Source organism: Capnocytophaga periodontitidis (assembly GCF_016126015.1).
Classification (GTDB): domain Bacteria; phylum Bacteroidota; class Bacteroidia; order Flavobacteriales; family Flavobacteriaceae; genus Capnocytophaga; species Capnocytophaga periodontitidis.
In genome coordinates, this window is the sequence record NZ_JAEFDB010000001.1 from 109,145 (window position 1) to 130,767 (window position 21,623).

At 37.3% G+C, this 21,623-nt stretch carries 22 protein-coding genes and 1 pseudogene; all 23 read left to right on the top strand.

From position 1 onward, the window contains the following. Positions 1-61 precede the first annotated feature (61 nt). The 23 genes and pseudogenes from clpB to nqrF all read left to right on the top strand — a co-directional run bounded on the left by clpB (position 62) and on the right by nqrF (position 21,612). Complete coding sequence (clpB, locus tag I7X29_RS00500; RefSeq protein ID WP_198472430.1) at positions 62-2,665, top strand: ATP-dependent chaperone ClpB; 2,604 nt, start codon at positions 62-64, stop codon at positions 2,663-2,665. A 196-nt stretch (positions 2,666-2,861) separates the two neighbouring features. After that, positions 2,862-4,793, top strand: coding sequence for a molecular chaperone DnaK (gene dnaK / locus I7X29_RS00505; RefSeq protein WP_088594558.1), 1,932 nt, complete (start codon positions 2,862-2,864; stop codon positions 4,791-4,793). A 321-nt stretch (positions 4,794-5,114) separates the two neighbouring features. Then, positions 5,115-6,953 carry a KAP family P-loop NTPase fold protein gene (locus I7X29_RS00510; RefSeq protein ID WP_198472431.1) on the top strand — a complete coding sequence of 613 codons (1,839 nt, stop codon included), beginning with the start codon at positions 5,115-5,117 and terminating at the stop codon, positions 6,951-6,953. Beyond that, on the top strand, positions 6,953-7,693 hold the full coding sequence (locus I7X29_RS00515; RefSeq protein ID WP_198472432.1) for an NUDIX hydrolase: 741 nt from the start codon (positions 6,953-6,955) through the stop codon (positions 7,691-7,693). Before I7X29_RS00510 ends, I7X29_RS00515 begins: the two co-directional genes overlap by 1 nt. After that, positions 7,683-9,044 (top strand): Qat anti-phage system QueC-like protein QatC, encoded by a 1,362-nt coding sequence (qatC, locus tag I7X29_RS00520; RefSeq protein ID WP_198472433.1) that lies wholly within the window; start codon positions 7,683-7,685, stop codon positions 9,042-9,044. The genes I7X29_RS00515 and qatC overlap by 11 nt, the downstream gene beginning before the upstream one ends. Next, a complete protein-coding gene (locus I7X29_RS00525; RefSeq protein WP_198472434.1) occupies positions 9,041-9,745 on the top strand; it encodes a TatD family hydrolase in 705 nt (234 codons plus the stop codon). The genes qatC and I7X29_RS00525 overlap by 4 nt, the downstream gene beginning before the upstream one ends. Positions 9,746-10,113: 368 nt before the next feature. Continuing rightward, complete coding sequence (locus tag I7X29_RS15695) at positions 10,114-10,260, top strand: RNA-binding domain-containing protein (protein ID WP_353936339.1); 147 nt, start codon at positions 10,114-10,116, stop codon at positions 10,258-10,260. Beyond that, positions 10,208-10,411: a hypothetical protein gene (locus I7X29_RS00530; RefSeq protein ID WP_198472435.1), complete on the top strand. Its 204-nt coding sequence runs from the start codon at positions 10,208-10,210 to the stop codon at positions 10,409-10,411. Before I7X29_RS15695 ends, I7X29_RS00530 begins: the two co-directional genes overlap by 53 nt. 15 nt (positions 10,412-10,426) lie before the next feature. Continuing rightward, positions 10,427-10,582: pseudogene (locus tag I7X29_RS00535) on the top strand (winged helix-turn-helix domain-containing protein); the annotation flags it as partial. Between the two features lie 200 nt (positions 10,583-10,782). Beyond that, positions 10,783-11,424 (top strand): SHOCT domain-containing protein, encoded by a 642-nt coding sequence (locus I7X29_RS00540; protein WP_198472436.1) that lies wholly within the window; start codon positions 10,783-10,785, stop codon positions 11,422-11,424. A 151-nt stretch (positions 11,425-11,575) separates the two neighbouring features. Further along, on the top strand, positions 11,576-11,812 hold the full coding sequence (rpmB, locus tag I7X29_RS00545) for a 50S ribosomal protein L28 (protein WP_002680811.1): 237 nt from the start codon (positions 11,576-11,578) through the stop codon (positions 11,810-11,812). A 19-nt stretch (positions 11,813-11,831) separates the two neighbouring features. Continuing rightward, positions 11,832-12,014 (top strand): 50S ribosomal protein L33, encoded by a 183-nt coding sequence (gene rpmG, locus I7X29_RS00550; protein WP_002672545.1) that lies wholly within the window; start codon positions 11,832-11,834, stop codon positions 12,012-12,014. Positions 12,015-12,024: 10 nt separating this feature from the next. Beyond that, complete coding sequence (locus tag I7X29_RS00555; RefSeq protein WP_002680984.1) at positions 12,025-12,177, top strand: DUF4295 domain-containing protein; 153 nt, start codon at positions 12,025-12,027, stop codon at positions 12,175-12,177. Positions 12,178-12,290: 113 nt separating this feature from the next. Continuing rightward, a complete protein-coding gene (gene ftsY / locus I7X29_RS00560) occupies positions 12,291-13,253 on the top strand; it encodes a signal recognition particle-docking protein FtsY (RefSeq protein ID WP_198472437.1) in 963 nt (320 codons plus the stop codon). 188 nt (positions 13,254-13,441) lie between these two features. Continuing rightward, positions 13,442-14,797 carry a Na(+)-translocating NADH-quinone reductase subunit A gene (locus I7X29_RS00565; protein WP_198472438.1) on the top strand — a complete coding sequence of 452 codons (1,356 nt, stop codon included), beginning with the start codon at positions 13,442-13,444 and terminating at the stop codon, positions 14,795-14,797. Between the two features lie 33 nt (positions 14,798-14,830). Next, entirely contained in the window at positions 14,831-15,517 is a 687-nt protein-coding gene (locus I7X29_RS00570) for a suppressor of fused domain protein (RefSeq protein ID WP_198472439.1), read from the top strand. A gap of 46 nt (positions 15,518-15,563) precedes the next feature. Beyond that, positions 15,564-16,397: a hypothetical protein gene (locus I7X29_RS00575; protein WP_198472440.1), complete on the top strand. Its 834-nt coding sequence runs from the start codon at positions 15,564-15,566 to the stop codon at positions 16,395-16,397. Positions 16,398-16,400: 3 nt separating this feature from the next. Then, positions 16,401-16,907: a ClbS/DfsB family four-helix bundle protein gene (locus tag I7X29_RS00580; protein ID WP_198466516.1), complete on the top strand. Its 507-nt coding sequence runs from the start codon at positions 16,401-16,403 to the stop codon at positions 16,905-16,907. 16 nt (positions 16,908-16,923) lie between these two features. Then, positions 16,924-18,153 (top strand): NADH:ubiquinone reductase (Na(+)-transporting) subunit B, encoded by a 1,230-nt coding sequence (locus I7X29_RS00585; RefSeq protein ID WP_198472441.1) that lies wholly within the window; start codon positions 16,924-16,926, stop codon positions 18,151-18,153. A gap of 3 nt (positions 18,154-18,156) precedes the next feature. After that, entirely contained in the window at positions 18,157-18,894 is a 738-nt protein-coding gene (locus I7X29_RS00590; RefSeq protein WP_009413846.1) for a Na(+)-translocating NADH-quinone reductase subunit C, read from the top strand. A gap of 6 nt (positions 18,895-18,900) precedes the next feature. Continuing rightward, entirely contained in the window at positions 18,901-19,548 is a 648-nt protein-coding gene (locus I7X29_RS00595) for an NADH:ubiquinone reductase (Na(+)-transporting) subunit D (RefSeq protein WP_009410220.1), read from the top strand. A gap of 20 nt (positions 19,549-19,568) precedes the next feature. Beyond that, positions 19,569-20,315 (top strand): NADH:ubiquinone reductase (Na(+)-transporting) subunit E, encoded by a 747-nt coding sequence (gene nqrE, locus I7X29_RS00600; RefSeq protein ID WP_198472442.1) that lies wholly within the window; start codon positions 19,569-19,571, stop codon positions 20,313-20,315. Then, positions 20,299-21,612, top strand: coding sequence for an NADH:ubiquinone reductase (Na(+)-transporting) subunit F (gene nqrF / locus I7X29_RS00605; protein ID WP_198466514.1), 1,314 nt, complete (start codon positions 20,299-20,301; stop codon positions 21,610-21,612). The genes nqrE and nqrF overlap by 17 nt, the downstream gene beginning before the upstream one ends. The last annotated feature ends 11 nt before the right edge of the window (positions 21,613-21,623 follow it).

The following is a 21,623-nucleotide window of genomic DNA, read 5'->3' on the forward strand; positions in this document are numbered from 1 at the left end:
GCATAACTCTTGTCTTTCTCTTGCTGAAAATGTTTAACCCAAATTGTTAATTCAAAGATATATGAATTTTAATAACTTTACTATCAAAGCGCAAGAAGCGGTACAAACCGCTCAGCAAATTGCCCAGCAGTACGGGCACCAGGAATTGCAAAACGAACATTTCTTCAAAGCTATTGAACAAGTAGATGAGAACGTATTGCCTTTCCTATTCAAAAAATTGAATATCAACCGCGAGCAATTAAATAAACAATTAGAAACTGCTCTACAAGGCTTTGCCAAAGTAAGCGGTGGCGATATGGGGCTCTCACGCGAAGCAAACTCTATGCTGAACGAAGCTGTCAATATCGCTAAAAAATGGAACGACGAGTATGTATCCTTAGAACACCTTATATTGGCTATCTTCAAATCAAACAGTAAAATCGCTCAAGCTCTCAAAAACCAAGGCGTGAGTGAAAAAGAGTTGGAGAAAGCTATTCAAGAATTGCGCAAAGGCGAACGCGTAACTTCGGCTTCGGCTGAAGATACTTACAATTCGCTCAACAAATACGCCAAAAACCTCAATCAGTTAGCTGATAGTGGGAAACTCGACCCTGTGATTGGTCGTGATGAGGAAATACGTCGTGTATTGCAAATTCTTTCACGTCGTACCAAGAACAACCCTATGTTGGTGGGTGAACCTGGGGTAGGTAAAACGGCTATAGCCGAAGGCTTAGCGCACCGTATTGTGAAAGGTGACGTACCTGAAAACCTAAAAGACAAGGTGATTTACTCACTCGATATGGGGGCTCTTATCGCAGGTGCAAAGTACAAAGGTGAGTTTGAAGAACGACTCAAATCGGTAGTGAAAGAGGTAACCTCTTCCGATGGTAATATTATTCTGTTTATAGACGAAATCCACACCCTTGTAGGAGCGGGTGGGGGAGAAGGTGCGATGGACGCTGCCAATATCCTAAAACCTGCCTTAGCTCGTGGTGAACTCCGTGCCATTGGTGCCACTACTCTCGATGAGTACCAAAAGTACTTTGAGAAAGACAAAGCTCTCGAACGTCGTTTTCAAAAGGTAATGGTAGACGAACCTGATACCGAAAGTGCTATCTCAATATTGCGTGGTATCAAAGAAAAGTACGAAACTCACCACAAAGTGCGTATCAAAGACGAAGCGATTATCGCGGCAGTAGAACTTTCTGAACGCTATATCACTAATCGTTTCTTACCCGATAAGGCAATAGACCTAATGGACGAGGCAGCTGCTAAGCTCCGTATGGAAATCAATTCTAAACCCGAAGAGTTAGACGTACTCGACCGCAAGATAATGCAACTCGAAATAGAAATTGAGGCTATCAAACGTGAAAAAGACGAAGATAAGCTCAAAATGCTATATGTAGATTTGGCAAATCTTAAAGAAGAACGTAACGCCATCAATGCTAAATGGCAGAGTGAAAAAAGCGTAATTGATGAAGTGCAAACCACTAAGGAAGCTATTGAGAAATACCGTTTGGAAGCCGATAGAGCCGAACGCGAAGGCGACTACGGTAAAGTAGCCGAATTGCGTTATGGCAAAATCAAAGAAGCGGAAGACAAATTAGCGGAATTACAAAAGAATTTAGATAGCAAATCTCACGAAAATGCTCTTGTAAAAGAAGAAGTAACAGCTGAAGATATTGCTGAAGTAGTAGCAAAATGGACAGGGATACCTGTAGCTAAAATGTTACAAGGCGAACGCGAAAAACTCTTGAACTTAGAGAAAGAATTGCACCGCCGTGTAGTAGGTCAAGAAGAAGCCATCGAGGCAGTTTCCGATGCCATACGCCGTAGTCGTGCTGGTTTGCAAGACCCACGTCGTCCTATAGGTTCTTTCCTTTTCTTAGGAACTACGGGGGTAGGTAAAACCGAACTTGCCAAAGCCTTAGCCGAGTATCTATTCGACGATGAAAATGCAATGACGCGTATAGATATGAGTGAATACCAAGAGAAACACGCTGTTAGCCGATTGGTAGGTGCACCTCCAGGATATGTGGGTTATGACGAAGGTGGTCAGCTTACTGAAGCTGTGCGTCGTCGTCCGTATTCTGTAATCCTTTTGGATGAAATTGAAAAAGCTCACCCCGATACTTTCAACATCTTGTTGCAAGTGCTTGACGAAGGTCGTCTTACTGACAACAAAGGTCGTACCGCCGACTTTAAGAATACGATTATCATTATGACCTCCAATATGGGTAGCCATATCATTCAGGAAACTTTTGAGAAGTATCCTAAGGATACCGAGCGCGCTATCGACGAGTCACGTGACGAGGTGTTACAACTCCTCAAACAAACTGTACGTCCTGAGTTTTTGAACCGTATAGACGACATTATAATGTTCACACCGCTCAACGCCAAAGATATCCGTAGTATTGTGCGTTTGCAATTGCAATCAGTGTTCCGTATGGTTGCCAAAGAAGGCATCTTGCTCGATGCTACCGATGAGGCTATTGATTACTTAGCACAAAAAGGATTCGACCCTCAGTTTGGTGCTCGTCCAGTGAAACGTATCATTCAGAAAGAAGTGCTCAATAAACTCTCTAAAGAAATATTGAGCGGTACGGTACAACGTGATGCAGTCATCTTATTAGATGCTTTTGATAACCAATTGGTATTTAGAAATCAAAAATCAGAGAATAATTAACAAGGAATTAGGGAATTTAGGAGTTAGTTGTCAGTCATTAGTAACAATGGCTAACTCCTAAAACCTATCTCCAACCTTTAACTCTGACAATTTGTCAGTTTTTAGTCCTTTGGCACAATCATTGACTATTACTGATTACGTAAGCGTAAGGCTTACAAAAAATAATGTTGAACTTAAAAAACGATAATTAATTAATATGAGTAAGATTATAGGTATTGACTTAGGAACCACAAACTCTTGTGTTTCTGTAATGGAAGGTAATGACCCAGTGGTAATTACCAATGCCGAAGGTAAACGCACAACTCCTTCAGTGGTAGCTTTTACCGAAGGTGGTGAAATAAAAGTAGGTGACGCTGCTAAACGTCAGGCAGTTACCAACCCTAAAAACACGATATATTCTATCAAACGTTTTATGGGTAACAAATTTTCAGAATTAGAAAAAGAAATCGCTCGTGTACCTTATAAAGTAGTACGCGGCGACAACGATACCCCTCGTGTGGATATAGACGGACGTTTATATACACCACAAGAAATCTCAGCTATGATTCTTCAAAAAATGAAGAAAACTGCCGAAGATTTCTTAGGACAAACAGTAACAAGCGCAGTAATCACTGTACCAGCTTACTTCAACGACGCTCAACGTCAAGCTACTAAAGAAGCTGGTGAAATCGCAGGTTTGAAAGTAGAACGTATCATCAATGAACCTACAGCTGCTGCTTTGGCTTATGGTTTGGATAAAGACCATAGCGACCACAAAATTGTTGTATTCGACTTTGGTGGTGGTACACACGACGTGTCTATCTTGGAACTCGGCGATGGTGTATTCGAAGTATTAGCTACTGATGGTGATACTCACCTTGGAGGTGATGATGTTGATGAAAAAATCATCAATTGGTTGGCTGAAGAGTTTCAAAAAGAAGAACAAATCGACCTTCGTAAAGACCCTATGGCATTGCAACGTCTTAAAGAAGCTGCTGAAAAAGCTAAGATTGAACTTTCATCAACTACTGAAACTGAAATCAACTTACCTTATATCACCGCTACAGCCTCAGGACCTAAACACTTGGTACGTAAACTATCTCGTGCTAAATTCGAACAACTCATCGATGACCTTGTAAAACGTACTATTGAGCCTTGTAAAAAAGCGTTAGAAAATGCTGGTCTCAGTGTAAGTGATATCAACGAAGTAATCTTAGTAGGTGGTTCTACTCGTATTCCTGCTGTACAAGAAGCCGTTGAAAAATTCTTTGGTAAAAAACCTAATAAGAGTGTGAACCCTGATGAGGTAGTAGCCATTGGAGCAGCTATTCAAGGAGGTGTACTCACCGGTGATGTGAAAGATGTATTGCTCTTGGACGTTACCCCACTTTCTTTAGGTATCGAAACTATGGGGGGTGTGATGACCAAACTCATCGATGCAAACACCACTATTCCTACCAAGAAATCACAAGTGTTCTCTACCGCTACCGACAATCAGCCAAGCGTAGAAATTCACGTATTGCAAGGAGAACGCCCAATGGCACACGATAATAATACTATCGGTCGTTTCCACTTAGATAATATTCCACCTGCACCACGTGGAGTACCACAAATTGAGGTAACTTTTGATATCGATGCCAATGGTATCATCAACGTATCAGCAACCGATAAAGGTACAGGTAAATCTCACAATATCCGTATAGAAGCCTCTTCAGGTCTTTCTAAAGAAGAAATTGAAAAGATGAAACGCGAAGCTGAAGCCAATGCTGAAGCCGATAAGCAAGCAAGAGAAAAAGCTGAAAAACTCAATGAAGCTGATGCGATGATCTTCCAAACTGAAAAACAATTAAAAGAGTTTGGTGATAAAATCCCAGCTGATAAAAGAGGAGCTATTGAAACAGCACTTGGTGAACTCAAAACAGCTTTTGAAAGCAAAGAGCTCCCAGCTGTAGAAGCAGCTCTCAGCAAAATCAACACTGCTTGGCAACAAGCCTCTGAAGATATCTACAAAGCACAACAAGGAGGTGCAGCACAAGGACCAAATCCTAATGCAACCAATCCTTTTGGTGATGCAAATCCATTCGGCGGACAACAAGGCGGTAACAACGGTCCCGATGTCCAAGATGTAGACTTCGAAGAAGTAAAATAAAAATTAATTTGAATATTAAAAGCCACTATAAATCTTTGGTTTATAGTGGCTTTTTACACAAAATTTGTACTTTTCTAAATAAATTTTATTACCTCTTTATATGTTATTTTATTTCATATTTTTGCAAGATCGAATAGAGCATTGAATGCGTTGAATAAACCTATGAATTGAATCAAAGAAAAAAGAGTCAAGTTTGCTTCGCTTGCAAAAAACTCAGTAAAAACTTTAGTATTGTCAATTCTTCTTACTAATTGTGGAGATGTTATAAGAGAATACAAGAATATTAATTAATACTAAAAAGAAATATATAATTCAACTAATATGTGGACAGATAATATTACAGATAAAGACTTTTTAGGTTTCGATGTACATGCCAACTTGATAAAAGAACTCATAAAAGACGAAAAAATGTTACCTCTTACTATTGGTCTTTTTGGAGATTGGGGAAGCGGAAAATCAAGTATTTTAGAAATTATTAAAAAGGAAGTAGAAAAAGAACCTAATACAGTATGCCTCTACTTCAATGGATGGGTTTTTGAAGGATATGATGATGCAAAAGCTGCTTTGCTCGAGACAATATTGAAAGAATTTGAAGACAGCAAAAAGTTTGGTGAAGAAATAAAAGATGATATAAAAAAACTATCGAAATCTGTTAATTGGATGAGAGTTATTGGATTTGGAATAAAAAATATTGGATTACCCGCTGCCGCTGCTTATATGACGGGAGGTTTAAGCATTATTACTGAACTAGTAAACAGTTTAAAAGAAGCGGCAAAAAAACCAAAAGAATTAATAGAAAGAATACAAAAACATGATACGGAAAGTTTTCTGAAACAATTCGTAAAGGAACCTGAGAATACTGTTATGTTCGATGTAGTACGCAAATTTCGAGATGATTTTGAGAAATTATTAGAAAAATCAAAAATTGAGAAACTTGTTATCATTATTGACGACCTCGACAGATGTCTTCCAGATCGAATTATTGATAATTTAGAAGCTATAAAATTATTTCTCAATGTAAAGAATACGGCATTTGTAATCGGAGCAGATCCAAGGATTGTTCGACATGCAATTGAATACAGATATAAGGATAAGATTATTGATGCAAATGCTGAAAATGCAAATGATAGAATTGTAAATGATTACCTTGAAAAGTTAATTCAAATACCTTACAATCTTCCGAAGCTATCAGATTCTGAAGTAGAAACATATATCACTCTACTTTTTTGCGAGAATGATTTGTCCCCAGAGGATTTTAATAAAGTGTTGGAAGCGTTTAAGAAATTTAGAGAAGAAGAAAGATATTCAGTTTTCGATTTTACTAAAGTTAAAGAAGCTGTAGGCGATATACTTAAAACAGAAAAACTGGAGCAAAATGTTTCTCTAATAGCAAAGCTATCTCCTATAATTTCAGAAAGTTTATATGGAAATCCTCGTCAGATTAAACGTTTCTTGAACACATTCATGCTAAGAAAGAAATTGGCTACAATTGCTAATATTAAAGATTTCAGAGATGATATATTAGCAAAACTAATGATTTTGGAATACGCAGAGCCAAAACTTTTTGAAATATTATACAATTGGCAAATATCCAATCAAGGGGTTGCTACTCAATTAGAAAAACTGGAAGAAATTTGCTGTAAGAAAAGCGATGTACAATTAACTTTCACAGACGATTTAAAAGAATGGAACAAACCCAAAATTGTTAATTGGATGAGTAGTGAACCATTGCTTTCTAAAATTGACCTTCGGGACTATTATTGGATTTCAAGAGATAAATTGTCATCCATGCAAAGTAACCTATTAGTTCCGCCAGTGGTTAAATCATTGATGACTAAGTTAGAACCAGATGGTATGGCAGAAAAATTAACGACTAAAATCCTTAATGAAGAACTAAAGGTTTTGAACGGAAATTATCAAAGTGCGTTCTTCAGTCTGTTGAAACAACGAATAATTACAGAACCTGATAAAAACAGGTATTACGACCTATTTAACATCGCATTAAGAGCGGGATTTGACTGTAAATCTGTTTATGTTGAAGCTCTTACAAGTGTAAGAAGGAAATTACCCCCTCCGGTAATTGAATCTTTAAAGGAGTTTACAGGAACTCATTCAGAATTCAACCAATTTGTAAAAATTAAACAAAAAGGAAAAATATAATGGGAACATCGAAATCTTATGAAGGGGCTAAAGGTCATCCCAATTGGTCACAGCTAAGCGGTAGTGTAACGAGAGCATGCGAAACAGGAACTATTTCCATTAATAGTTTAAGTAATGTTACTTCTAATTTTGCGAAGTTTTTAGGAGGCTCAAATTTTGGAGGGAGAGGAAAATCCAAAATCGGAGGTCGAGCGGGTATAAGAACAGCACAAAAATTAGGAGGCTTTTTAAGCGACGTAAAAACTAAAGGATTTAGGCCTGCTCTATTAGGTATTGGTTTTGATGTAACTGATAGCACTAAGCCAAATGAAGCTATAAATTATTTGTTGGAGTATTGTGCTGGCGTTGCATCCTCGTTAGATGAAACTGCTGCTAAAGCTGCCGAAAGACAATTGCTTGAAGAAATAGGTAGCGAAGCAAAAGATTTCGAAGAATTAGCGAAGAATTTTGAGGAAAAGATAGAAGAATATGGTATCGAGGAACTTTTGATAAAGTACTATGCTTATTATATTTATGAACATCTGTCTATTGATTTTTACGAGAAACTCATTGAAAAAAAAGGAAAAGCAGCAACATCAAACTTTTACATTCAGCTAAAAAAATTTCTTGTTGAAAAGGTGAAGAATATTGCCCGAAAACGAGATGTTAGTAAGATTAGTTGGGCTGATAAAGAAGGTGATGATCTGGTAAAGAATATTTTTGAAGATACACTTAAAGCATTTGAGAATTATGAAAGTTAACATTACTATACCAAAAGCTCGAAAAGGCAAGTTTTCGGAAATAAAACTTGGATATAAAAATGAAGAGAATGAAGACATTCAAGTTCTATTGAATGTTGATTTTCAAAATCTATATGAATTTACGAGGAAGAAAAACGGAATCGGATTTGATGTTTTTTTAATAGGCTGTTTTGTTTATGGAATTGATATTTTATTGCCAAGAAAAGATTTTTCAACAAATGGTTGGTCAAGAGATATTGAAGTTGAGTTTCCCGTTGAATCGCCCGAAGTATTTGAAAACGTGAAAACAGAATTGGAACATTTGCTTTCATTTTTAACAGGTGATGAATGGAATGTCTCATTTATAAAGAGAGAAGTCACATTATTGTATGAGTTTAAACAGCGTGCAAAAGTATTTACAGACAAATACCGACAATCTTTTAAAAAAGTAAGTTTATTTTCTGGAGGTCTTGATTCCTTAATTGGTGTAATAGACCAATTAGCAAAGTCCAAGGATAGGATGGTACTTGTTTCTCATTATGATGCTGCATTTAAAGGTGCCAAATCCGACCAAGATAAAATTCACAAAATCTTGTCGAGAAAATATTCTCATTATCATTTTATTCAAACCCGAGTGGATTTGTCAAATTCTGATGTAAATGGAAATAAAAGAGAGAATGAGCCATCTTTAAGAAGTCGTTCTTTTTTGTTTTTATGTCAAGCCATTTTTGTTGCCCATTCAATTGGTAATGGAACTGAGGTTTTAATCCCAGAGAATGGAACAATCTCTTTAAATCATCCTTTAACTCCTTCAAGACGGAGCAGTTGCAGTACAAGAACGGCGCATCCATATTATATAGCGAAAGTTATTGATTTTATTTCCAAATTAGGGCTAAATCATCTTATAAGAAATGAATATGAAATGAAAACAAAAGGTGAAATGTTAGAAAATTGCCATGACAAAGACATGCTAATTGCTACATATCAATATTCTTGCTCTTGCGCTAAAAGAGGCCATAAGGTATATTGGGATGTGAGAACAGCACCCCAATGTGGAATTTGCATGCCATGTATATACAGAAGAGTTTCTTTGCATCAGATAGGACTGGATAATGAGATTGTAGGTACGGATCTTTTTAATCCTCAAAAGTATCTTTTGGAGAAACTACCTGATATCCCTGCTTTTCTTGATTATATGAAGCATTCTCTCTCAATTGAGGATATTGAAAAGAATCTTTTAATAAATGGAACTTTACCATTAGATAAAGTGGAGCAATACGCAAATGTGGTTTATAGAACCCGAAAACAAATTCTAGACTGGATTAAGGAAAAAGGAAGTATTGAGGTTAAAAATAAATTAGGTATTCAATGATAGATGTTCACTGCCATTTTGACATGGCAAAAAATCCTGAAAAATATATTTCGGAAAATGAGAAAAGGCAAATTATAACGATTGGAATGACAAATTTGCCAAGTCATTTTCAAATGGGTGTAAATCATGTAAGACAGTATAGGTATATTCGGCTTGCATTAGGATTGCATCCATTGAGAGCAACAGAACATGAGAAAGAGTACTCGAAGTTCAAACAATATCTTGATATGACATCATATATAGGAGAAGTTGGATTAGATTTCTCAAGAGAAGGATTTGCAACAAAGGAAATTCAGATTAAAAGTTTTGAGTTTGTTTTAGACTGTGTAAAATCAAAAAATAAGATTTTAAGCTTACACTCCCGACGAGCAGAGAAAGAGACATTAGAAATGCTTATCAAGAATAGAATTAGAAATGCAATTTTCCACTGGTATTCTGGACCTATTAATATCATAGAAAGAATTGTAGAGTATGGTTATTTCTTCTCCATTAATTCTGCGATGTCTTCATCTGGAAATGGGAGAAAAATAATATCTAAGATTCCTAAGGAGCTGATACTCACAGAAACAGATTTCCCTTATACTAATGGAAATTTAATAGATACGTACTCTTATCTATCTGATACATGGGGAGAATCAAAGGATTTTGTAAAAAGAACAATAAGGCAGAACTTTTTGCGTATCATTCAAAATATTAAATGATTGAATAGATTTCAATTAAGATATTAAGAGAGAGTGTGTATCCAAGAAATAAATACTTCAACTTATTTTGAAAATAATAGACATTTCGAGAAATACAGTTAAATCACATACAATTTTTGGTAACATGAAAACTTAGAACTTTACAAATATCTTAATGTAACATTTTTTTCTTGAATCTTCCTGTTTTTTATGCAAGAAAAGAGATTTTGCTTTATTGAAACTTTTTGTAGAAGCTAATTTAAATTAGGTAAATAGCATCGGACAATTCTTCTAGAATATGCCTTTGAATATTTTAACATTGAGAGATTGGACATAAACAATTGGAATAAATTAAGGTATTAGTATTTTATAAACAAACACACTTTCAAATTACCAAACATTCGCTAAAGAAAGATGGAAAGTGTAAAGATATAACCAATATAATATGTGCTTTCTCAAATGATGTTTCAGGAACTGTTAAGAATGGCTATCTCATTATTGGTGCCAAGGACAATGGGGAATTGTCAGGCTTGTAGGTTGATGATAAACTCTTATTACAAATTGCTAATATTCGTACTGATGGTAATATCCTCCTCCCAACTTATTATGGTGGAGAATTTTTCTCAAAAGTATTTTGAGAAAGGATTTGGAGCGGGAACACCCAAGAAACCCCCAATAGCTGCCTAAGAAACTACCCAAGAAAAAATATTAGCAGCTATTCAGGCAAAACCAGAAATCACTCAAAAGGAGTTAGCTCAATTTATTGGTATTACTCTTGATGGAATTAAATACCATATTAAAAATATGACCAAATTGGGAATTATCAAGTACGAAGGCTCTACAAAATCAGGTAAGTGAATCATAATCAAATTTGTACCATAAAATTGTAAATTATTGATTTTCAATATTAGTTATTTTTGAAAAAGTAAAATAGTCCGTAGCACGGACAGGTAGATAATAAAAAAACTAGTAATGGGTGTGTTTTTTGCAAAAAACTGAATATATTTTCTTGTTTATCTCAGGTTTTTATCTACCTTTGCACCCAAAATAAGACCAATATGGAAGATTTTAGAATACAGAAAGCCATAGACCACCTAAACTCAATTTTAGTAGAGGGAGAAAGCCTGATTGCAGTTGCCGAACAACATCGCCTTTTCACAATTTTTCCTATTTTGACAGGTGGCGGCACACAGTTTTTTATTAAAAGAAGAGACTTGATAGCTGTTACTACAGGGCGTTTCATCCGGATGAGACGCAACTTGCTCGGAGGCTATTCACTAAGCGATTTGCGTTGGCAGGATATTGATGAGGCATCATTTTACAGAGGTATCTTTGCTGCTGACTTGACCATAACAAAGTATACTTCTACAGATATTACTATCGATAAAAATGAGAGTATGCTGTATTTCAAATTAGTAGGTTTTGACATAGAAAAGACTCAAGAAATCTATAAATACATACAAAAACAGGAGCAGGAATGGCGCGAGAAACGACGGATAAGAGGTCTAGAAGAGCTTAGAGCAAAATCAGGAGGCATTAATGGCAGTGTGTCCCCCCAAGGCTTTTTAAGCTCTACCGAAACCAACAGTACAAGAAGTGTTTCAGAACGCTTGGCTGAGCTGAAAAAAATGTACGACCAACAGTTAATTTCAGATAGCGAATACCAGAATTTAAAAGCTAAAATTATCAGTGAATTGTAAAAAATAACTATTTAACCTATTGATTATTAACGGAAAATAAATAGAAAGAGCAAAAATAGTATGTTTTGAGCAAAAAAAGTTTTGCTATTTCAAAAAATAGTTATACCTTTGCGCCCTGAATATAAATAACACATTAATAAATAGAGAAAAAATGGCAAGAGTTTGTGACTTAACAGGCAAAAAAGCATTGGTGGGCAACAACGTGTCGCACGCAATGAACAAAACTAAACGTAAATTTAATGTAAACCTCCGTACAAAACGTTTCTTCATCCCTGAAGAGAATCGTTGGATTACCCTCAAGGTTTCAGCAGCTGCAATTAAAACTATCGATAAAAAAGGTATCTATGCAGTACTACAAGAAGTAGAACGTAACGGATATATTAACTAAATTTTAAAACAATACTAAAATGGCTAAAAAAGGAAATAGAATTCAGGTTATTTTGGAGTGCACTGAGCATAAAGAATCTGGCCTTCCAGGAACTTCACGTTACATCACTACCAAAAACAAAAAAAATACACCCGATAGATTAGAGCTTAAAAAGTTCAACCCTATCCTTAAAAAAGTAACTGTTCATAAAGAAATTAAATAATTAAAACGTTATGGCAAAGAAAACAGTAGCAACCCTACAAGGTAAATCTAAAAAGCTTACTAAAGCTATCAAAATGGTGAAATCACCTAAAACAGGTGCTTACACTTTCGTAGAAAGCGTAATGGCTCCTGAACTTGTTGATGAATTTTTGAAGAAGAAATAATTAAATTTTCTCTATTTTTATCATATCTAAAAAAGCTGTCGTGAGACGGCTTTTTTGCATATATAAACTTTTTTATTACCTTTGCACTCATATCTAAATATATACAATAAGTTATGGCATTCCAATTTCTAAAAAATATCTTTTCTAAAGAAAAGAAAGAAACTTTAGATAAAGGCTTAGAAAAATCTAAAAATAGCTTCTTCGACCGTTTAGGGAAAGCGGTTATGGGAAAATCTAAAGTAGATGATGAGGTGCTTGATGACCTCGAAGAAGTCCTCATTGCCAGTGATGTAGGCGTGAATACTACACTTAAGATTATCGACCGTATTGAGGCGCGTGTGGCTAAAAATAAGTATTTAGGCACTTCCGAACTTAATACCATTCTTCGTGAAGAAATAGCAGGTCTCCTTTCCGAAACACATACCGGTGAGGCAACTGATTTTGTCCTCCCAGCCGACAAAAAACCTTATGTGATGATGGTAGTAGGTGTGAATGGCGCTGGTAAAACCACTACTATAGGTAAGCTCGCAAGTCAGTTTGCTAAAAAAGGCTTGAAAGTAGTATTAGGCGCTGCCGATACTTTCCGTGCGGCTGCAATCGACCAATTGCAAGTATGGGCTGACCGCACAGGGGTACCAATGATCAAACAGCAATTGGGGAGCGACCCTGCTTCAGTAGCTTACGATACGCTGAGCTCTGCCGTAAAACAAAATGCCGATGTGGTAATTATTGATACAGCAGGACGCTTGCATAACAAAATCAACTTGATGAATGAGCTCTCTAAAATCAAACGCGTGATGCAAAAAGTATTGCCAGATGCTCCTCACGAAGTACTCTTAGTGCTCGATGGTTCTACAGGACAAAATGCTTTTGAACAAGCCAAAGAATTTACCAAAGCTACTGAAGTTACAGCTCTGGCGGTTACCAAACTCGATGGCACAGCTAAAGGCGGTGTCGTAATAGGTATTTCTGATCAGTTTCAAATTCCTGTGAAATACATAGGAGTAGGGGAGGGAATAGACGACTTGCAAATCTTTAATAAATACGAGTTTGTAGATTCCTTCTTTAAAGAATAATAACTTTTTTTGATAAATAAAAAGAATCATTTTACACATTTTCTCGCGAAAGTCTCAAGATTTTCAAAAGACACATCTAATGTAGAATGATTCTTTTTTAGCTTTAAAAAAATAGACTTTATTTTTTTGTAAAGAATTATTCGTATATTTGTCGCCAATTTAATAAAACTAACTAATATTATTTAGATATGTCAAACGACATCCGCATTCGAAAAGGGTTGGACATACATTTAGAAGGAGAAGCTGATAAAACTACACAACAGCTTCCTCTTGCTGCTTTGTATGGCATCAAACCCAGTGATTTTCACGGTGTTATTCCTAAGCTTTTATTGCGTGAGGGTAATGAAGTGAAAGCAGGTGAAGCACTGTTCTTTTCAAAGAGTGATGAGCGTGTTTTGTTCCCTTCTCCAGTAAGTGGTACTATCAAGGAGATTGTACGGGGTGAACGTCGTAAAGTGTTGGAAATACACATTGCACCAGCCCAAGAACAAACCTTCAAAGACTATGGAAAGAAAAATGTAAACGAGATGCAGGGCGAAGACATCAAGGCTCACCTCCTTTCTTCAGGTTGCTGGCCTTTTATCAAACAACGCCCTTACGACGTGATTGCCAATCCCGACGGAAAGCCTAAAGCTATTTTCGTTTCGGCTTGCAAAACCAATCCGCTCGCTCCCGATTACGACTATGTGCTTAAAGGTAAAGAGCAAGCACTGCAAACAGCTCTTACTGCCTTGTCTAAACTTACTACAGGTAAAGTACACGTGTCTGTTTTCAAAGACAGCTCGTTGTCGCCTTTCCGCAACCTTAAGGACATCGTAGTGCACAATGTATCTGGACCTCACCCTGCTGGGAACGTCAGTACTCAAATTGCACAGATTAGTCCTATTAACAAAGGTGAGGTGGTATGGGTAGTAACTCCTCAAGATTTGGTGGTGATAGGGGAACTCTTCTTAACAGGTAAAGTGAACCTCACCCGTACAGTAGCTCTTACAGGTTCGCACATTGAGAAACCTCACTATGTTACAGCCCTTGCTGGAGCTCAAATCAGTGGCGTCGTAGGTAGCCAAGTAAAAGATGTGGTTGCAACCCGTATTATTAGCGGCGATGTGCTTACTGGTACTAAGGTGAGCGAAACAGGCTTCTTAGGTTTTTACGACGATCAAATTACAGCAATTCCTGAAGGAAATGATTATGATTTGTTCGGTTGGGCAAAACCAGTAGCCAACAAGATTTCGCTTACACGTTCGCTTACCTTCTCTTGGTTAAATCCTAAGAAAAAGTACGACCTCAATACCAATACCAATGGTGAACAACGTGCTTTTGTGGTAACAGGTATGTACGAAGAGGTTTTCCCATTGGATATTTATCCGATGCAACTGCTTAAAGCCTGCTTGTATAAGGATTTAGACGAGTTGGAAAACTTAGGAGCTTACGAAGTAGCACCTGAAGATTTTGCCCTTACTGAATTTGTGTGTGTGTCTAAACAACCACATCAGCAAATCATCAGAGATGGACTTGATTTAATGATGGCAGAATTAGGCTAATAGCTTATAAAAAAGAATTTTATCTTTTTAACGATGAGATACACAGAAGAACAATACAAAACACAATTTGAAGAAGAAGATGCTGTAGGGTGGGACGCTATAGATGAGGCTTTATTGAAGGTTTATCCTGAGCAAGAACCTCGCCACTATGGCACTATTCTAAAATATATGTTGGGAGGAGAAGACCCACTTGATGGTATTAGTATCTACGACAACCACAAGCAAATTTTCCACCGTCATATAGTTTCTTACGGAATGAGTGAGTTGTATTATTCTCCTGAAAGTGCTGAAAATGAATTTAGTGGATGGGGTTTTGAGTTTACTTTTCGCGTGGTACCTTTTGAAGGAGATAAAGATGCGGAGGGTACTAAAAACGAACCTTTTTGGGTTATGAATATGATGCAGAATTTAGCTCGCTATGTATTTGATAGCAAAAAATGGTTTGAAGCCTATCACTTTATTCCAGCTAATGGACCTATACGTTTGGAGAGTGATACCAAGTTAGTAGGGATAGCCTTTGCCCCTGACCCTCAGTTGGGCACTATTGAAACCTCTAATGGCGAAGTAGCTTTTTTGCAAATGGTAGGGATTACACAACAGGAATTGGACTGGCTTTGGCAAGAACCCAAAACCTATAAGGTGGAGGAGCTTATCAATAAAATGCGAGAGGACAATCCTCTGCTCATCACCGATTTAAAAAGAGAAAAGTCTTATGTATAAACACCTAAAATTATAGAAAAAGTAACAGTTTTTAAATAATTGAAAAATGTCTAATTATTACAAACCTTCAGGCAAATTCTCTCCAATATCATTCGTATACTTATTATTGGTATGTGTGATAGCAATGCCTATATTAGCAACTATCTATGCATACTTAATATGGTATATTCCATTTGTGTATATCAACTTTTTAATTACTGCTGGTTTAGGCTTTGCTATAGGTATTGCTGTTTGGCAGATAGTAATTAAACTGGGTAAAGTCCGCAACTATGGGCTTGCAATTTTGTTAGCTCTTATTGCTGCACTTGCTGCTTATTACTTCCAATGGGTGGTATGGACTAATTTAGTACTTACTTCAAGTGGTGAAGAATCACAACTTTTATACTTGTTATCCAATCCTTTTGACCTTTTCCAGCTGATAGGATTTATCAACGAAAATGGAACTTGGAGCTTTAAAGGTGCGGTAGTGAGTGGAACTTTTCTTACTATTATTTGGATAATAGAGCTTTTAATTATCATTGGGGTAGCCATATTTATAGCAATACCTCATTCTAAGCATCCTTTCAACGAAACTCTTGACGAGTGGTTTGAAGAAGTAGAATTACCTGCTTTTTCTTATATAGAAAATGCAAGTAGCTTCAAACAACAAGCAGAGCAAGGTAATTGGGAGCAATTAGAACCTATGATTCAAAGAAGTAGCAAAGAGCAAAGTCATAGCGTTTTCACTTTGTTTGCTTCAGGTAATGAATATTACCTTTCAGTAACTAATGAAAGAGCTAAAGTAAACAACAAGGATAAAGTAGAGTTTGACTCTGATAATTTTATAGTACATCTGCGTATTGACAAAACTGTTTACGATATGCTAAAGTCAAAAGCTTAAATTATGGCAAGACCTGCAACGAAACAAGATTTAGAGTTTTTAGCTAAAGAAAATTACCAAAAGTTACTTTCTTTGATAGAAACACTACCTGAGGGGCAGCGAGAAGACCCCTTTCCAGAAGGTACAATGAATAGAAATATTCGCGATGTTATAGGACACTTGTATCATTGGCATTTATTATTCCTAAATTGGTATGAGGTAGGAATGCGAGGTGAAAAACCTAAAATACCCAAAGAGGGTTATACTTTTTCTGACACTCCTAAACTCAACCGAGAAATATGGGAGCAATGTCAAAAAGTATCACTTGCTGAGATACTCTCACTTTTTGAAGCTTCTCATAATAAAGTGTTCCAACTTATACAGAAACACTCAGATGAAGAGCTTTTTACCAAAAAGAAGTATCATTGGACGGGTACGACCTCACTCGGCTCTTACTTAGTTTCATCGACGTCAAGCCATTACGATTGGGCTTTAAAACTAATTCGCAAATCAATAAAAAGAAATAATTAACTTATTCATTAAGAAAATGAGTTTAAAAAGTAAATTAAATAAATTAAAAGAAAAGTATAAAGGAACGAAGATGGAGACAACATTCAATGCGCTCCACACTTTCCTCTATACGCCTAATGAGGTAACTCACGGAGGTACCCATATTAAGGCTGCCGACGACCTAAAACGAACAATGAATATGGTGGTTTTAGCACTCATTCCTTGTTTGATTTTTGGTATTTTCAATGCAGGTTACCAGCACGAAGTGGCTTTTGGTCACTTAACGCATCCTGCTGAAGGCTTAGCTTTCTGTAGTGGTGATTTTTGGAGCTGGACAAACTTCTGTATTGGTTTTATTAAAGTACTTCCTTTGGTAGTAGTGTCGTATGTAGTAGGTTTGGGCATTGAGTTTATCTTTGCTACTATCCGCGGTCACGAAGTAGAAGAAGGATACTTGGTAACTGGTATGTTGGTGCCACTTATCGTTCCAGTGGATATTCCACTTTGGATGCTTGCTGTAGCAGTAGCCTTTGGAGTAATCATCGGTAAAGAGGTATTCGGGGGTACAGGTATGAATATCTTAAACCCTGCGCTTACCATTCGCGCCTTCTTATTCTTTGCTTATCCTACTTCAATGACAGGAGATAAAGTATGGGTAACAGGTGTATTAGATCGTTCTAAAGAAATTGCTGCTGGAGCAAACTTAGATGCTGTTTCAGGAGAAACTATCTTAGGTAACTTGGCACAAGGACACCCTATTCACTACACCGATTCTGACCTCCTTTTCGGGTTTATTCCAGGTTCAGTAGGTGAAACTTCTACTATCCTTATCCTCTTAGCAGGTTTATTCCTTATCTATACCAAAATCGCTTCTTGGCGTGTGATGGTTAGTATGTTTATAGGAGCTTGGGTAATGGGTGCTATTTTCAACGCTTTAGCACCAAGTATGGTAGGCACTTCTTTCTACGCTATTTGGAGCGTACCAGCTTATCAGCACTTGCTCATTGGAGGTTTGGCTTTTGGGGCTGTATTTATGGCTACCGACCCAGTTACAGCAGCACAAACGAATACTGGTAAGTATATCTATGGCTTCTTAGCTGGTTTCATTGCTATTGCTATCCGTTGCTTCAACCCTGCTTATCCTGAAGGGGTAATGCTCGCTATCCTATTAATGAACGTACTAGCTCCTACTATCGACCACTTCGTAGTACAAGCTAATGTATCTCGTCGTAAAAAACGTTTAAAAACAGTTACTAAAACCGCATAAATTATGGCAGTAAAAACAGAAAGTAATTCGTATACAGTGATTTTCGCCATTATAATGGTGGTAATCGTAGGAGCTTTGCTCGCTGGTATTTCATCAGCATTGAGCAGTGATATCAGTAACAATAAAAAGTTAGAAAAGAAACAAAACATCCTCTACGCTATGGGGGTAAATCACAACCAAGGTGAGCTCGGAGGAGGTAAAGTAGAGTTTCTTTCTACAACTGATGCTGAAAAAGAGTTCCCTAACTATGTGAAAGAACAATACCTTATCAAAGGGAATACCGCTGAAAAAGTAGAAGGTGCTAATGACCTTATCAACTTCAACGGTCATCGTGAAGGTTTGCCTCTTTATGTAGGTGAAAAAGATGGAACTACCCTCTACATCATTCCCGTAAGCGGACGTGGTTTGTGGGATGCTATTTGGGGATATATAGCCGTAGATAAAGACCTTATCGTACGTGGCGTTTTCTTCGACCACAAGGGAGAAACTGCTGGTTTGGGAGCTAATATAAAAGAACGTTTCTTTATGGACGACTTTATTGGGGAACATTTATTGGATGCTACTGGTAACTTCCAAAGCATTCAAATTTCAAAAAGCAATGGTGACCCTGAAAATAAACGTAAAGAAGATGGGAAAATAGATGCTATTGCAGGAGCTACCCTTACTGGTAATGGAGTGCAAGCAATGATACGCGATGGCATAGAGCCTTATATATCCTATATTAAAAGTTTAAACAAATAAGAAACTATGGGACTATCAAAAAAAGATACAAAATTAGTAACCGACCCTCTATGGGATAACAACCCCGTAACGGTACAAGTATTAGGAATTTGTTCAGCTTTAGCGATTACAGCCCAATTGAGAGCCGCTATCGTAATGAGCCTTTCCTTTACCTTTGTACTTGTAATGGGTAATGTAACCATTTCTTTACTTAGAAATGTAATACCACCTAAAATCCGTATCATTGCCCAGCTAATTGTAGCAGCTGCTTTGGTAATCGTGGTGGACTTTGTACTGAAAGCTTATGTGTACGACCTTAGCAAACAGCTATCGGTATATGTAGGGCTTATCATCACCAACTGTATTTTGATGGGACGTTTTGAGGCGTTCGCCTTAGGTAACCCTCCAGGAAAATCGTTCTTAGATGCTATTGGTAATGCAGGTGGTTATTCTATCGCTTTGCTTATCGTCGCCTTCTTCCGTGAACTATTAGGTTCAGGCACTTTGCTCGGTTTCCAAGTATTAGGAGATCCTATTAAGAAAACAGGTGTATATGCTTGGGGCTATGAAAACAACGGTTTTATGTTGTTAGCACCTATGGCATTAGTAACTTACGGTATAGTAGTGTGGGTGCAACGTTCACGCAACAAAGCCTTGATAGAAGACAGTCATTAATCATTTAAAAAGAAAAGAAAATGTTAGAATATTTAACACTGATTTTTAAATCAATATTCGTTGAGAATATGATTTTCGCTACCTTCTTAGGTATGTGTTCGTACTTGGCTGTATCTAAAAAAGTATCTACTGCCATAGGCTTAGGAGCTGCCGTTATCTTCGTACAAACCCTTACTGTACCTATGAACTGGTTGCTTAATGAGTACATACTCAAAGAGGGTGCTTTGCGTTGGTTAGGCGAAGAGTACGCTAATTACGATTTGAGCTTCCTTACTTATATTTTGTTCATTGCTACGGTTGCTACAATGGTACAGTTGGTAGAGATTATAGTAGAGAAATTCTCACCATCTTTATATAACTCATTGGGTATCTTCTTACCTTTGATAGCCGTAAACTGTGCTATCTTAGGGGGGTCTCTCTTTATGCAATCACGTGCTGAAGTAATTCACTCATTCGGTCTTTCAGTAGCCTATGGAGTGAGTTCAGGATTGGGCTGGGCTATCGCTATCTTAGCATTAGCTGCTATTCGTGAGAAAATACGTTATTCACACGTGCCTGCACCTTTGCGCGGCTTAGGTATCACCTTCATCACAACAGGGCTTATGGCTATCGGCTTTATGAGCTTTGGTGGTATGCTTACAGGTGGTAGCAGCAAAAAAGAAGAAGCTAAAGATGCTCCTAAACAAGAGACTACTATCCAACAAGAAGTTAAAACTGATAAATTAGCTCATAACACAAAAGATTTAAGCAATGATATTAGCAAGTGAAATATTAACAACTATTGCAGTAACGGTGATAGGATTATTAGTTGTAATCCTCTTGTTAGTTGCTATTTTGCTTTACGTAAAACAGAAACTAACGCCATCAGGACCTGTAAAAATTACTATCAATAATGATAAAGTAGTTGAAGTGCCTCTTGGAGGTTCACTGCTCTCTACTTTAGGTAACGAAAAGATTTTCTTGCCATCAGCTTGTGGTGGTAAAGGGTCTTGTTTACAATGTGAATGCCACGTATACGAAGGTGGAGGAGAAGCGCTCCCTACCGAAACTCCTCACTTCACTAAAAAAGAATTGAAAGAAGGAGTGCGTTTGGCTTGCCAAGTGAAAGTAAAACAAGATATGAAAATTGGGGTACCAGAACAAGTGTTTGGTATCAAAAAATGGCAAGCTACTGTAGTACGTAACTACAACGTTGCCTCTTTCATCAAAGAGTTTGTGGTAGAAATTCCAGAAGATATGGATTATAAACCAGGGGGATACATCCAAATTGAAATCCCACCTTGTGAAGTAAAATACTCCGATATCGATATTACCGCACACCCTGTAGAACACCCAGGTGAACCCGATAAATTCAAAATGGAGTGGGATAAATTCAAACTATGGCCATTAGTGATGAAAAACCCTGAACCTGCTGAACGTGCCTATTCTATGGCTTCTTACCCTGCTGAAGGTCGTGAGATTATGCTTAATGTACGTATCGCTACACCTCCATTCGACAGAGCTAAAGGTGGCTGGATGGACGTAAACCCAGGGGTTGCTTCATCATACATCTTCTCTCGCAAACCAGGTGATAAGGTAACCATTTCAGGACCTTATGGTGAATTCTTCATCAACGAGTCTAATGCCGAGATGTTGTACGTAGGTGGAGGGGCTGGTATGGCACCTATGCGTTCGCATTTGTATCACCTCTTTAAAACCTTAAAAACTAATAGGAAAGTTACCTATTGGTACGGAGGTCGTTCAAAACGTGAGTTGTTCTATGTAGAACACTTCCGAGAATTAGAACGCGAATTCCCTAACTTTAAGTTCTTCATCGTACTTTCTGAACCACTGCCAGAAGATAATTGGAAAGTGAAAAAAGATATAAATGATACCGAAGGTGATGGCTTCTTAGGATTTGTTCACAACGCTGTAATTGAACAGTATTTGAGCAAACACGAAGCTCCAGAAGATATAGAATTGTACTTCTGCGGTCCTCCAATGATGAACAAAGCTGTTCAGAAAATGGGACAAGACTTTGGTATGCCTGATGAAAACATTCGTTTCGACGACTTCGGTGGTTAATAACTACCTAC

Coding starts and splice junctions, on each gene's coding strand:
- ftsY (WP_198472437.1), top strand. CDS start 12,291: ATGGCATTCCAATTTCTAAAAAATATCTTTTCTAAAGAAAAGAAAGAA.
- dnaK (WP_088594558.1), top strand. CDS start 2,862: ATGAGTAAGATTATAGGTATTGACTTAGGAACCACAAACTCTTGTGTT.
- I7X29_RS00530 (WP_198472435.1), top strand. CDS start 10,208: ATGGCTATCTCATTATTGGTGCCAAGGACAATGGGGAATTGTCAGGCT.
- I7X29_RS00510 (WP_198472431.1), top strand. CDS start 5,115: ATGTGGACAGATAATATTACAGATAAAGACTTTTTAGGTTTCGATGTA.
- I7X29_RS00590 (WP_009413846.1), top strand. CDS start 18,157: ATGGCAGTAAAAACAGAAAGTAATTCGTATACAGTGATTTTCGCCATT.
- I7X29_RS00575 (WP_198472440.1), top strand. CDS start 15,564: ATGTCTAATTATTACAAACCTTCAGGCAAATTCTCTCCAATATCATTC.
- I7X29_RS00555 (WP_002680984.1), top strand. CDS start 12,025: ATGGCAAAGAAAACAGTAGCAACCCTACAAGGTAAATCTAAAAAGCTT.
- I7X29_RS00580 (WP_198466516.1), top strand. CDS start 16,401: ATGGCAAGACCTGCAACGAAACAAGATTTAGAGTTTTTAGCTAAAGAA.
- I7X29_RS00565 (WP_198472438.1), top strand. CDS start 13,442: ATGTCAAACGACATCCGCATTCGAAAAGGGTTGGACATACATTTAGAA.
- clpB (WP_198472430.1), top strand. CDS start 62: ATGAATTTTAATAACTTTACTATCAAAGCGCAAGAAGCGGTACAAACC.
- I7X29_RS00595 (WP_009410220.1), top strand. CDS start 18,901: ATGGGACTATCAAAAAAAGATACAAAATTAGTAACCGACCCTCTATGG.
- I7X29_RS00525 (WP_198472434.1), top strand. CDS start 9,041: ATGATAGATGTTCACTGCCATTTTGACATGGCAAAAAATCCTGAAAAA.
- I7X29_RS00570 (WP_198472439.1), top strand. CDS start 14,831: ATGAGATACACAGAAGAACAATACAAAACACAATTTGAAGAAGAAGAT.
- nqrE (WP_198472442.1), top strand. CDS start 19,569: ATGTTAGAATATTTAACACTGATTTTTAAATCAATATTCGTTGAGAAT.
- rpmB (WP_002680811.1), top strand. CDS start 11,576: ATGGCAAGAGTTTGTGACTTAACAGGCAAAAAAGCATTGGTGGGCAAC.
- nqrF (WP_198466514.1), top strand. CDS start 20,299: ATGATATTAGCAAGTGAAATATTAACAACTATTGCAGTAACGGTGATA.
- I7X29_RS00585 (WP_198472441.1), top strand. CDS start 16,924: ATGAGTTTAAAAAGTAAATTAAATAAATTAAAAGAAAAGTATAAAGGA.
- rpmG (WP_002672545.1), top strand. CDS start 11,832: ATGGCTAAAAAAGGAAATAGAATTCAGGTTATTTTGGAGTGCACTGAG.
- I7X29_RS00515 (WP_198472432.1), top strand. CDS start 6,953: ATGGGAACATCGAAATCTTATGAAGGGGCTAAAGGTCATCCCAATTGG.
- qatC (WP_198472433.1), top strand. CDS start 7,683: ATGAAAGTTAACATTACTATACCAAAAGCTCGAAAAGGCAAGTTTTCG.
- I7X29_RS00540 (WP_198472436.1), top strand. CDS start 10,783: ATGGAAGATTTTAGAATACAGAAAGCCATAGACCACCTAAACTCAATT.